At 47.3% G+C, this 12,564-nt stretch carries 11 protein-coding genes and 1 tRNA gene; 1 reads left to right on the top strand and 11 read right to left on the bottom strand.

Annotated elements, in window-relative coordinates; genetic code table 11:
- Positions 1–10: 10 nt before the first annotated feature.
- The 6 genes from leuB to V1498_RS05475 form a co-directional block, all read right to left on the bottom strand.
- Positions 11–1,123 (bottom strand): 3-isopropylmalate dehydrogenase, encoded by a 1,113-nt coding sequence (gene leuB, locus V1498_RS05500; protein ID WP_409297360.1) that lies wholly within the window; start codon positions 1,121–1,123, stop codon positions 11–13.
- Positions 1,124–1,147: 24 nt separating this feature from the next.
- A complete protein-coding gene (locus V1498_RS05495; RefSeq protein ID WP_409297358.1) occupies positions 1,148–2,683 on the bottom strand; it encodes a 2-isopropylmalate synthase in 1,536 nt (511 codons plus the stop codon).
- Positions 2,670–3,701, bottom strand: a complete 1,032-nt coding sequence (gene ilvC / locus V1498_RS05490) for a ketol-acid reductoisomerase (RefSeq protein ID WP_409297357.1) — start codon at positions 3,699–3,701, stop codon at positions 2,670–2,672. Before ilvC ends, V1498_RS05495 begins: the two co-directional genes overlap by 14 nt.
- Before the next feature lie 30 nt (positions 3,702–3,731).
- Complete coding sequence (ilvN, locus tag V1498_RS05485) at positions 3,732–4,250, bottom strand: acetolactate synthase small subunit (protein WP_409297355.1); 519 nt, start codon at positions 4,248–4,250, stop codon at positions 3,732–3,734.
- Between the two features lie 3 nt (positions 4,251–4,253).
- A complete protein-coding gene (ilvB, locus tag V1498_RS05480; protein WP_409297354.1) occupies positions 4,254–5,963 on the bottom strand; it encodes an acetolactate synthase large subunit in 1,710 nt (569 codons plus the stop codon).
- An 851-nt stretch (positions 5,964–6,814) separates the two neighbouring features.
- A complete protein-coding gene (locus V1498_RS05475) occupies positions 6,815–7,666 on the bottom strand; it encodes a hypothetical protein (RefSeq protein WP_409297353.1) in 852 nt (283 codons plus the stop codon).
- A 161-nt stretch (positions 7,667–7,827) separates the two neighbouring features.
- Between V1498_RS05475 and V1498_RS05470 the strand changes: the two genes are divergently transcribed.
- Complete coding sequence (locus V1498_RS05470) at positions 7,828–8,385, top strand: ArsR family transcriptional regulator (RefSeq protein WP_409297352.1); 558 nt, start codon at positions 7,828–7,830, stop codon at positions 8,383–8,385.
- 30 nt (positions 8,386–8,415) lie between these two features.
- On the opposite strand, the gene V1498_RS05465 is transcribed toward V1498_RS05470, so the two are convergent.
- The 5 genes from V1498_RS05465 to V1498_RS05445 all read right to left on the bottom strand — a co-directional run bounded on the left by V1498_RS05465 (position 8,416) and on the right by V1498_RS05445 (position 12,558).
- A complete protein-coding gene (locus V1498_RS05465) occupies positions 8,416–9,663 on the bottom strand; it encodes an MFS transporter (protein ID WP_409297351.1) in 1,248 nt (415 codons plus the stop codon).
- A 601-nt stretch (positions 9,664–10,264) separates the two neighbouring features.
- Positions 10,265–10,534: a hypothetical protein gene (locus V1498_RS05460; RefSeq protein WP_409297350.1), complete on the bottom strand. Its 270-nt coding sequence runs from the start codon at positions 10,532–10,534 to the stop codon at positions 10,265–10,267.
- Positions 10,535–10,709: 175 nt separating this feature from the next.
- Positions 10,710–10,783 (bottom strand) — tRNA-Arg (locus tag V1498_RS05455).
- A 657-nt stretch (positions 10,784–11,440) separates the two neighbouring features.
- On the bottom strand, positions 11,441–11,950 hold the full coding sequence (locus V1498_RS05450; protein WP_409299162.1) for a metallophosphoesterase family protein: 510 nt from the start codon (positions 11,948–11,950) through the stop codon (positions 11,441–11,443).
- Positions 11,950–12,558, bottom strand: coding sequence for an XTP/dITP diphosphatase (locus V1498_RS05445; protein ID WP_409297348.1), 609 nt, complete (start codon positions 12,556–12,558; stop codon positions 11,950–11,952). The genes V1498_RS05450 and V1498_RS05445 overlap by 1 nt, the downstream gene beginning before the upstream one ends.
- Positions 12,559–12,564: the final 6 nt, after the last annotated feature.

Below are 12,564 nucleotides of genomic sequence, written 5' to 3'. Positions count from 1 at the left end.
TTTAATCCCGTTATGCATAACAGTCCATAATCTGGCTGATGGCTTCATGTCCAAGGAGGGAATTCCTGATTTCTTCTATCATCTGGGCGGTAGTGGAAACATCGCTCCGTTCTCCTGCTATGTCGGCTGTCCTGAATCCTGCGGCAAGCACTTCGCGCACCGCCGCCTCTACAGCCTCCGCTTCCTGTTCAAGGCCAAAGCTTGTGCGGAGCATCGATGCTGCTGAAAGGATGGCAGCGATCGGGTTGGCTTTATCCTGCCCGGCTATGTCTGGTGCCGATCCATGGATTGGTTCATAGAGGTGGGGCCCGTTCACTGAAATGCTTGCAGATGGCAGCATTCCTAAGGATCCGGTAAGCACAGACGCTTCATCGCTTAAAATATCCCCGAACATATTCTCTGTCACCAGCACATCAAATTGGCGGGGGTTCTTAATCAGCTGCATGGCCGCATTGTCCACCAGCATATGTTCAAGAGTTACCGACGGGTATTTCTCTGCTGTCTCCTCGGCCACTTCCCTCCACAGCCTGCTGGATTCGAGGACATTGGCTTTATCAACTGATGTTACCTTCCCTCTCCGCTTTTCTGCCATCTGGAAGGCGAGCTCCAGTATCCTCTTAATTTCGTATCTGTGATAATGGAGCGTATCCACAGCAGAGTCCTGGCCTCCCCCCGTTATCCTTTGGCTCGGCTTGCCAAAATACAGGCCGCCAGTCAATTCCCTGACAATCACAAAGTCAGCATTCTGAATGACCTCCCGGCGCAGCGGGGATGCCTCACTCAGGCTTTCATCAAAAGAGATAGGCCTCAGGTTTGCGTACAGCTCCAGATGCTTCCTGATGGCAAGCAGTCCTTTTTCAGGGCGGATCTCCGGCGGCTGGGCATCCCATTTCGGACCTCCGACCGCCCCTAAAAGTACTGCGTCGCTTTCCTTGCACAAAGTGATGGTTTCATCCGGAAGCGGATGTCCTGTTTCATCAATCGCCGCTCCCCCGATCAATCCATATTGAAATTGAAAATGGTGGCCAAACCTCTCTGCTACCGCAGTCAGGATGCTTATGGCTCCCTCTGTCACTTCTTTCCCAATTCCGTCACCGGGCAGTACTGCTATTTTCTTTTCCATCATGGCATCCCCTTTCTGATATGCTTATGCGTTCAGTACAGCTGCTCTTTCCTGTACAAAGATCACTCTGTTTACCGCGTTCAGATAGGCTTTCGCCGAGGCTTCCAGCACATCCTGTGCCAGCCCGCGCCCGCTTGTTTCCTGGCCTCTGTATTTCATCTTCACAAACACCTGGGCAAGGGCATCCCTGCCGGCCCCTACGGATTGAATCCTGTAATCCAGCAGATGGACTCCGCCTTCAATGCATTTTTCAAGCGTATTATACAAGGCTTCTATGCTCCCTGCCCCTGTTGCGGCCTGCTGAATCTTTTCATTTTGGACCCCGCTCAGGGAAACGGTAGCTGTCGGCACCTGGCTTGTGCCATATGAAACCTGGATGGAATCCAGCTGGAAGAAGTTCCCTTCCTTATTCATAGTTTCTTCAAGCACAAGGGCTGCCAGATCATCATCCGTCATTTCTTTCTTCTTATCTGCCAGTGCCTTAAAGGTGACGAATAATCTATTGGCCTCATCCTCGGACACTGACAGCCCCAGCTGGGTGAGCCTGTTTTTGAATGCATGGCGCCCCGAGTGCTTGCCGAGCACCATTGAATTCTCCGATACACCCACAAGCTCAGGCGAGATGATTTCGTATGTGGATTTTTCCTTCAGCACACCATCCTGATGGATGCCCGACTCATGTGCAAAGGCGTTCCTCCCGACCACTGCTTTATTAGGAGGAACGATCATTCCCGTCAGCCTGCTGACAAGATCGCTCGTCCTCTTGATTTCCTTAAGATTCATGGAGGTTTCAGCATGATAATGGCTGCTCCTGGTATGAAGGGCTGCTCCTACGACCTCAAGGGCCGCATTGCCTGCACGCTCGCCAATTCCATTGATGGTCCCTTCAATCTGATCTGCTCCCGCTTCTACTGCTGCAAGGGAGTTTGCCACAGCCATCCCAAGATCATCATGGCAATGTGCCGAAAGTTTCACTTTATGAATGGAAGGGACATTTTCCTTTAAGTATTGGAAGATGGCACCATACTCAACTGGTGTGATATATCCAACGGTATCAGGAATGTTGATCACTCTCGCTCCCGCCGCGATCACTTTTTCCACTATATGGGCAAGATAATCCAGTTCAGTCCGGCATGCATCTTCTGCGGACCACTGAACTACAGGGAATCTTGCAGCAGCATATTCCACTGCCCTTACCGCAGTCTCAACAACCTCTTCCTTTGACTGCTTCAGCTTGAACTGTCTGTGAATCGGGGAGGTGGCTATGAAGACATGAAGCCTGGGTTCTGCCCCATGCTTCAACGCCTCCCAGGCGGCATCCATATCACTTTGTACCGACCTTGCCAGCCCGGTAACCGAACAGCCTTTAATGATGCGGGCAATCTCCGCTACTGAAGCGAAGTCCCCTTTTGAAGCGGCAGGAAAACCGGCTTCCATTATATCGATGCCGAGCCTCTCCAGCTGCCTTGCAATTTCTATCTTTTCAGAAAAATTCAGATTTACGCCAGCTGACTGTTCACCATCTCTAAGAGTTGTGTCAAATATATTAATTTTCCGCAATGGCAGCCACTTCTTTCTTATCAGACCCATTCCTTCTTACAAATGGCATCATTGCCCTTAACTCACGGCCGACCTTTTCGATCGGATGCTCACTTTCAGCTGCATTGACGGCATTGAATACCGGACGGTTAGCCTGGTTCTCGAGGATCCAGCCTTTAGCAAATCTTCCTTCCTGGATATCTGTTAACACCTTTTTCATTTCCTTTTTCACATCTTCGTTTACAACTCTTGGACCGGAAACAAAATCACCCCATTGAGCGGTATCGGAGATGGAATATCTCATTCCCTCAAGTCCTCCCTCATACATCAGGTCCACAATCAGCTTCAGCTCATGGAGACATTCAAAATAGGCAAGTTCCGGCTGATAGCCTGCTTCTGTAAGAGTTTCAAACCCGGCCTTCACAAGGGACGTCAGCCCTCCGCAGAGCACCGCTTGTTCTCCAAAAAGATCTGTTTCTGTTTCTTCCTTGAATGTAGTCTCGAGTCCTCCTGCACGCAGGGAACCGATGCCGTATGCGTAAGCAAGTGCGAGCTCGCGCGCTTCACCGGTCACATCCTGATGGATGGCAAAAAGAGCCGGAACTCCTGCACCTTCTTCATATGTGCGCCTAACGAGATGACCCGGGCCCTTCGGCGCTACCAGCAGCACATCCACGCCAGCCGGAGGCACAATCTGATGGAAATGAACATTGAATCCATGAGCAAACATCAGCGATTGTCCTGCGCGGAGCACCGGCTCGATTTCTTCCCCATATACTTGGGTCTGTTTTTCATCCGGCAGCAGGATCATCACCACATCTGCCTGTTCAGCCGCTTCCTTGACACTGTATACTTCAAAGCCATCGCTTTCTGCTTTTTCCCAGGACCCGCCCCTCCTCAGCCCGATGATCACTTCAAAGCCTGAATCCCGAAGGTTTTGTGCATGTGCATGGCCCTGAGAGCCGTATCCGATCACAGCGATCCTTTTATTGTTTAGGTATTCCTTATTTGCGTCCCCATTGTAATACATCTTAGCCATTTCAATCTCTCCCTTATTAGTGTTTAATTTTTATACAATTGAAGCGTTTCTGCCTGCAGGCTGGATCTTCTGTGTTCCCCTTTGGAAAGCTGTAGTCCCTGTCCGGGCAAGCTCTTTAATGCCATAGGGCTTGAGCAGCTCGATAAAGGCATCAATTTTTCCGGATTCGCCTGTAATCTGGATCACCAGGCTTTCCCTGCTTACATCAACCACAGAACCCCTGAACGGCTCAATCAATGAGTAAATATCTGCCCGGGTGCCCGTGGTGGATGAAACTTTGATGAGCGCCAGTTCCCGGGCTACTATGGACTGGTTTGTGATGTCTGTGACCTTGATGATGTCAATCTGCTTGTTCAGCTGTTTTGTCATTTGTTCGATTTCTTTTTCATTTTCCACCTGGACCACGACTGTGATCCTAGAGATATCCGGCTTTTCAGAGCTGCCTACCGTGATGCTTTCAATGTTATAGCTTCTTTTTGAAAACAAATTCGTAATGCGGTTCAATACCCCCGGCCGGTTCATTACGGTGAGGGTTATAATTCCCTTCATGGTTCAAACCCCCTCCATTTCGTGGAGCCCCTTCCCCGGAGCGACCATTGGATACACATTTTCTTCCTGTGTGACATGGAAATCCATAAGGACGGGGCCGTCAAAAGCGAACGCTTCGTCCATTACTTTCTCCGCCTCGGCTTCTGACTTGATGGTATATGCTTTAATGCCATATGCTTCCGCAAGTTTTGCGAAGGATGGCTGTGAATTGAACACGCTGTGTGAGTATCTCTCCTGATAAAATGTCTGCTGCCACTGTCTTACCATGCCGAGGGCCTGGTTATTAATGATGACTACCTTTACCGGCAGGCCGAGTTCGGCAACTATGCCGAGCTCCTGCAGGGTCATCTGGAAGCCTCCATCCCCGACTACCGCGGCTACTACAGCATCCGGCTTCGCCAGCTGTGCCCCGACTGCGGCCGGAAGCCCGAATCCCATCGTTCCAAGTCCGCCTGAAGTTACCCATGCATGCGGTTTATTGAATTTGTAATATTGGGCGGCCCACATCTGATGCTGCCCCACATCTGTTGTCAGGATGGCATCGCCATTTGTCTTTGCATGCAATAATTGAAAAACATATTGCGGCTTCAAGCTGGATGCATCCCTTTCATAGCGGAGGGGGAATTCGCTGTTCCAATCCTGCAGCTGTCTGATCCACTCGGCTGACTGTGCCCTGTTGCCCCCAAGGCCATTCAGCATATTCAGCGCTTCCCTTGCGTCCCCGACTATCGGGATATGCGCATGGACGTTTTTCCCGATTTCCGCTGGGTCGATATCAATGTGAGCGACAGTAGCATATGGTGCGAAATGAGCCAGATTCCCAGTAAGCCGGTCATCAAATCTTGCGCCTGCATTAATCAGTAAGTCACATTTTGAAAGGGCCATATTGGCGGCGTACACCCCGTGCATCCCTGCCATCCCGACAAACAGCGGATGGTCGGCTGGAAAGCCGCCGAGCCCGAGCAGGGTATGCACCACCGGGATCTGGTACTGCTCTGCAAAGCTTTTCAGCTCCTCGTGCGCTTTGGATATCAGCACACCTGCACCCGCCAGGATGACCGGCCTTTCAGCTCTCGCAATCTCCTCTGCCAGACGCTTGGTCTGCAGGAAGTTTGGTGATGTAACAGGCTGATAGCCTGGCAGATTGACAACCGGGTCTTCATCCAATTCCGCTGCAAGGACTGCCATATCCTTCGGAACATCGATCAGCACTGGTCCCGGACGTCCTGTGGATGCTATATGAAAGGCCTCCTTCAGGATCCTCGGGAAATCCCTGGGGTCCCTTACCTGGTAATTATGCTTGGTGATCGGAGTGGTAATGCCTAGTATATCTGCCTCCTGGAAGGCGTCTGTCCCGATGACCCCTGTGGCAACCTGGCCGGTCAACACGACAAGCGGGATTGAATCAATCAATGCATCCGCGAGCCCGGTCACGATATTTGTCGCTCCGGGGCCGGAAGTGGCAATGACGACTCCCGGTTTTCCTGTTATCCTTGCATAGCCTTCAGCAGCATGGATTGCACCCTGTTCATGCCTTGCCAGTATATGAGGAATTCCTGCATCGTAAAGACTGTCATAAATCGGAAGAACCGCACCGCCTGGATATCCAAAAATCACTTCCACATTCTCCTGTTTTAAACTATGCATCAGCAGCTCTGCACCGCTTATTTTCAATGCATCGCCTTTACGTTCTGCAAGAACAGCTTTTTGCACTTCTCTTCCTCCTTACTGTTTTAAAAAATAAAAAGCCTTTTCACCCCTATACTCTCTGCGTGAAAGCAGAAGATATAGGGGTGAAAAGGCATTAAGACCTTATCCACGGTACCACCCTGGTTCGCGCGGGATCCGCGCGCAGCTCATGGGGAGCCTTCGAGGCTTCCCCGTTTTGATAACGGGTGTGCATCACCCGGCCAGCCTTACTAAGGAAAATCCTGTTTAAGCTGGCACTCAGGGGTGAGTTCATCCTAAGGGCAGTACCGGTTTCCAGCTGACCCGGTTCTCTGTGCCTGCCTTGTCTTATAGACTACTTATCCCCTTCATTGCTTTTTCATATGGCCGTTTCATGGCCGGCCCGGCTGTTCCGCCAGGACCAAGTTATATTTGTGGACTATATTACGCCCTATGCAAGAGGGAGTCAATCCTTTTTATTAAAATATTTAGACTATTTAGATTAATTAAACTGTTTGTATCCGCTTACATGACTGATATAAAAGGATTTATAAATTTATAAAAATTTTTTTTGCATAGAATAATGATTTTATTGTCAAAAACATGCATAAAGTGGAAGATTTTCTTTGCAAAAATTTTATTAGAATACTTTTGAAAAAGACTCTTCAACCTATCGCTCACATGCTTTAACGCTTTAAAATGCGTGGTTTTTAAGCGGGCTTCTGACAGGGTCCTGGGCAGAAAAGCTTTTCTAGTCAATTAATACCCCCGACTGAAAAAGCAGAAAGAAAGATTCTCATTTTCCTTTGGTCCATATTTCTGTAAAAACCGGTACGGGACGTTGAATCCTAAAAAAAGAACAGCCAATCCCGCCGGACTCGCTGTTCTGATTACGATTATTTCTGCTGGAACACTTCATTCACCTTATTGAAACTGATCAGGATCTTGCCCTGGCTGTTAACAGCAATGCCCTCCGGCTCCCTAGATGTATTTAGGGACACACGCTTAAGTGAAGTCCCGTCAGGTTTAAAGGCAGCATATTCTCCGTTTGAGAGGAGATAGTAAAGGCCATTGCCCATGGCGAACCCCTGGATTTCTTTATTGACTGTCTTGCCGATCATTCCCTTGATATGCACTTTTTCTCGCCAGTCCCTTGTGGCGTCAGGACCTGAGCCAAGATGGATTTTATTGATATCATACCCATCTCCTGATTTCGACACTGCGATCGCCGTACTGCTGTCCTTCATTGCAATCACATTGGGATGGATAGTTGAAGGAACTTTCCACTTCCTCACTACTGTCAGGGTGTCCGGATTGATTTTGTACAGATAATAATTCGTCTGCCCCTTTATATCTGCGAGCTGATATAAATAGCCGTTCTTATAAGAAACCGCCTGGCCATGGCCGATCGTCAGCAGCTTGCTCACCTTCAGCAGCTTCTTTGAACTGCTGTATTTATAGATATAGCCATAGCGTGTCTTGTCGCCTGTGCTATAAGTAAGATATATATTTGAGGATCCATCCAGCGTGATCCCCTGAAGACCCCGGGCCGAAGCACTCGAGACAGCCCCGGTGTCCCGGTAAGGATAAAATAAAGTCTTCAGCTGAATCTTATTGCCGAAGGTCAAGGTATGCACCGGATCTGCAGCGCGGACCTCCTTAGGCTTCACGAAACCTCCGCCATAAACTCCTGCCAGGCTGACCATTGCCGCCAAAATTCCAGAATACAATTTTTGTCGTTTTTTCAAGCCGAACCTCCTATGATGTGACGATATTCCCCATAATCATAGTCAGGAATACTCCGTACGTCTATGAATCTTTTGGTCTATTTTTCAATGGGGAACATCCAGCTGCCCGGCAATATAAATTAAATGGAAATTCTGATATATTTACATTGAGGTGAAAACAAATGAGCAAAAAATTAGAAGCTGCCAAGCTGCTGTTTGACCCAAAAGTGGACAGAATCATCAAAAGCTTCAAGTACTCCCCTAAAACGGTAAAAGAAGCGGCAGCCGAACTCAACGAAAAACCGACCAGGCTTTATTATCATATAAATAAACTGCTGGAATTAGATTTGCTTAAAATAACAGAAGAAAAAATGGTCAATAATTTCATGGAGAAATATTATTCTTCCGCACACCTATACAGCAAGGACTTCCGCTTTTCATTTGAAGGGGACTTTGCTGTCGAGAATAAAGACTTTTTGATCAATCATATCTTAATATCTTTTAATCAAGGAATTGATGCCTTGAAGAGCGACCTTGAAAATCCGGATGGGCTGACTGAGTCAAATGCTGTTTTTTCTGAGGTTGAAGTGAATTTAACTATGGACGAATGGCATCAGGTTCATCGAGAAATCACACGATTGATAAAGAGCAGAGACCAAAAACCCGCTCATGATACCAAGGAATATATCTTCGCACTTCTTGCCTATAATAGTGAGCCGCTTAAAAAGAATCAAAAATAGCCGGCACATCAGGAAAAGCGCTGATGTGCTTTAAACGGCTGCTTGCTTGCTTTCCTCCTTACCCGAATGAGTGAGCGATTTGTAATACTTCGTAATGGGAAAGAATATACCGAATACCAAAAACAAGGTTCCTGCTCCTCCAATGGCCTCAATTGGTCCGATGAGCCCCGCTGCCGCCCCTCCGAGATACAAGCCGGCCAGATTGAATAATGCCATGACCGTCATCAATATGCCGCTGACCCTGCCGAGCACGTCGGCCGGAACTGATTGCAGCAGCAGGCTGTTAACCGGAATGTTTATGAATGTATTGGTGAAACCGATTATGCCAGCCCATATGTATAAAGGGAATAAACCAGCTTCCAGTTTCAGATGATAAACAGGTCCCAGAAGAAGGCACATGATGCCAAGAATAAGGAAAGTCGAAATCATCAGCTTCCTTGCACTAATGCGCCGCATGATGGCGGGCACACACAGAGATCCTGCGACTGCTGTCAAACCTAATACAGTCTGCAGCGTGCCAAAATGCAGTTCCCCCACTTTGAACTCATCCAATAAAACCGGAAAGATATTTGTGTTTAGTAAACTGAATAGAAAGATAGCCGCAATCAGGAATATAAAAAGGCTTTTTAAGACAAGACTGGAAGAAATGGAGTTCATGCCGGTCTTCAAAGATTGTAGGTAGGAAAGCTGCTGCTGTGTATCCGTTGAGGCAGTGTCATGGGGTATGGTGATAAACAGTAATATTCCTGCAGAAATAATGTAGGTTGCCGAATCTAAAAGAAGCATGAGTGTGTAGTGCTGGGTGAAAAGCAGGACTCCTCCAATTGAAGGGGCGATGATCGATACCGCCATCATAGTCGACTGTGAAAGGCTGACTGCCCCTGGAATCTGGTCCTCACGGATAATCCGGGGAATGCTTGCCGATCTGGCAGGTTCAAAAAAGACGGTTCCGATTCCCAGCAGGAAAGTCAATAAGACGAGCAGAACAATAGAAGACTGCGAGAAAATCATGCAGAGAATAATTAAAAATCTGTATACATCAGCCAGAACCAAAATGCTTTTCTTAGAATATTTATCAACGATAGGTCCTACAAATGTTCCGAACAAAAGACTCGGCAGCAGCCTTGCCATCAGGATGATGCTGTATACCAGAGGATGATCCGAGAGTTTTGAAGCAAGATACAAAACCAGAAGCGATGTCATCCCATCTCCCAGCTCGGATACAACCTGGGACAGCCAAAGCTTTAAATAGGAGCGATTTTTGAACAGTGTCAGCATAATTAACCTCCAAATCGAGAATCATTCAAATTATTTTTACCATTAAAATTATTTTAAATGACAAAACATTACCAGTAAATACCTTTTTTGTAATAATAATAAATAATTAAGGGGCTGATTCTCAAATATAGTTATTCTTTATATTTTTAGGTTCTTTTTTACAAAAAAATAATACCGTCCCGTCAACACACACCGATTTATAATCAACTTAACTCTAATTGACTTAATAATCTCTTCTATCCACACCCTTACCCGCTGTTTTCTAATATTTACTAGCCGTTTTTTATATTTTACTCGCCAAAACTCAACATTTACTCTCCGTTTTTTAATTTTACTCGCCGAAGCGGCTCATTTACTCGCCGTTTTAATAAATTTACTCGCCAAACTATATTTCCAGGGCAAAAAAATAAGGCTGGTATCATACCAGCTTGTACTCGTGGAGATCTTCCTATAAATTGCTTAAGGGATCAATCTGTTAAAACTGATCCATACCCACAACATCTTCTATCGCTGTCTTATTCACTTTTTTCATAAAAGATAGTGAACCATCCTTTTCAAGAACGACTGCCTCGATTCCTTCCGTTGATGTACATCCGCTGTTTCACACAGCCTGCCTCATTTCTTCCATTTTTACCCTTTCGACTTTCAAGGCACCTTCTAAATAATGGCCGCTGTAAAAAAGCAGCTGAGGCTCTCCATTTATAACCTTTGCAAATCTCCTGGACCTGACCTGCAGCCAGGCTGCGGCATATTTGCATGAATACAAGTATGAGGATGGCTGTAATTCAAGGAATGTAACTGGCGAAAACAATAATATGGTATCCATAGTAGAACCAAGCGCTACAGTCACCACTAAGTCAAACATATTCATTTTGATAACGTACACTTGGCCGAGGTTCTAAGAATGATTATGAGAGCAGGATAGATCGTTATGGCCATTATCCAATCCTTTCTCTAGGAATCCAAAGTAAATAAACATATTTGAGATTTTCAGAAACAATAAAAACGCCTATTATCTAAAGTAGATAATAGGCGTTTTCAGATGACGTCCCAGGAGAGATTCGAACTCCCGACCGACGGCTTAGAAGGCCGTTGCTCTATCCAGCTGAGCTACTGGGACATATAAAGTATAGGTAGTGCTATAAGTCTAACGTGTATTACCGTCGCCCCTGCCTCAGAAAGCTGTGCAAGTTGCGGCTCGGCATGTGCGCTGATGCGTCCCCTCCGTAGCTTACTCGGTCGTGCTCTATCCAGCTGAGCTACTGGGACATAAAAGTATAGGTGGTGCTATAAGTCTTGCATGTGTTACCGTCGCCCCTGCCTCAGAAAGCTATTCAAGTTGCGGCTCGGCATGTGCGCTGATGCGTCCCTCCGCTGCTTACTCGGACGTGCTCTATCCAGCTGAGCTACTGGGACATAAAAGTATAGGTGGTGCTATATGTCTTGCATGTGTTACCGTCGCCCCTGCCTCAGAAAGCTATTCAAGTTGCGGCTCGGCATGTGCGCTGATGCGTCCCTCCGCTGCTTACTCGGTCGTGCTCTATCCAGCTGAGCTACTGGGACATATAAAAGTATAGGTGGTACTTTTATTACCTTTGTCCCTGCCTAAGCACACCATTCACATTGCTGGGACATCTTAAGCATTATGGGTAATTTTTCTTCCCTTTTCTTTAGGACATTTTTTATTATAGTGCCATAGCATTTAAAAGTCAACTGTATTTAATAAAAAACCGGGGAGATTTTTACGGGCGGTCTCCCTGGTTTATTATACATAGTTTTACTCGAATTGATAAGTGTTTGTTAGGAATTCCAGTGGATTTCCTTCCAGGTTGTAGAATTGTACCTTCACGGTGGTGCTGCCGGCTTCTAATACGGCATAAGTTTTTTCTTTGATGCCCTTCGGCAGGCGGATGCTGCCTGGGTTAATATAGAGCCTGCCTTCGATCATTTCGGATCCGGCCAGGTGTGAGTGGCCGAAGCAAATGATCCCGGCATCCTCTTCCTCTGCTTTATAGATCAGGCTGTCCACGGTCATTTTTACGTTATAAAGATGGCCGTGGGTGATTAAGAATTTGAAGCCGCCAATTTCTTTCGTGATGCTGTTGGGATAGCCTTCAGTGAAGTCGCAGTTCCCCTTCACCATCAGGAAGTCCGCCGCGGCTGCGTCCCCGGGTTCGAGCTCGGAATCGCCGCAGTGGATGAGCAGGTCACTGTCTGAATGCCTTTCCTTCAGCATATGAAGTTCGTCTGAAAGGCCGTGGCTGTCACTGACAATGAGCGCCTTCATCATGACTTTTCACCTGCCAGGAACTCGTCGAGGACCGTTTCGAGCTTTTTAAGGGCATGAGCTCTGTGGCTGAATTTATTCTTCTCAGAAGCCTGGAGCTCGGCCATCGTTTTTCCGTATTCATCAGCGAGGAAAATCGGATCATACCCGAATCCGTTCTCTCCCCTGGGTTCCCGGGTTATTTTCCCTTCACATGTACCGAAGACAGTAATGGTTTCCCGGTTCGGGGATGCGAGGGCAAGTGCGCAGCAGAAGCGGGCATTCCGCTCCTCATCCGGAACCTCCCGAAGCTCGTACAGCACTTTCTCAAGATTCGCCAGATCATTCTTTTCTTCCCCTGCATATCTGGCTGAATAGACGCCGGGACGGCCGTCCAACGCATCCACTTCAAGGCCAGAGTCATCGGCCACCACAAAATGGCCGGCCTCCCGGGCAATGGCTTCTGCCTTAATGATAGCGTTCTCCTCAAATGTTGAGCCTGTTTCCTCTACATCCGGTGCATCCGGTATATCGAGGAGTGTAAGGACTTTATATCCTTTCGAGCCAAACAGGCTTTCAAATTCCTTGGCTTTTCCCCTGTTCTTCGTTGCAATCAAAACTGTTTTCAAAACAAC

It is taken from the genome of Paraperibacillus marinus (assembly GCF_046237605.1).
Lineage (GTDB): Bacteria > Bacillota > Bacilli > Bacillales > DSM-1321 > Paraperibacillus > Paraperibacillus marinus.
This window is presented reverse-complemented; position numbering and strand designations above follow the sequence as displayed.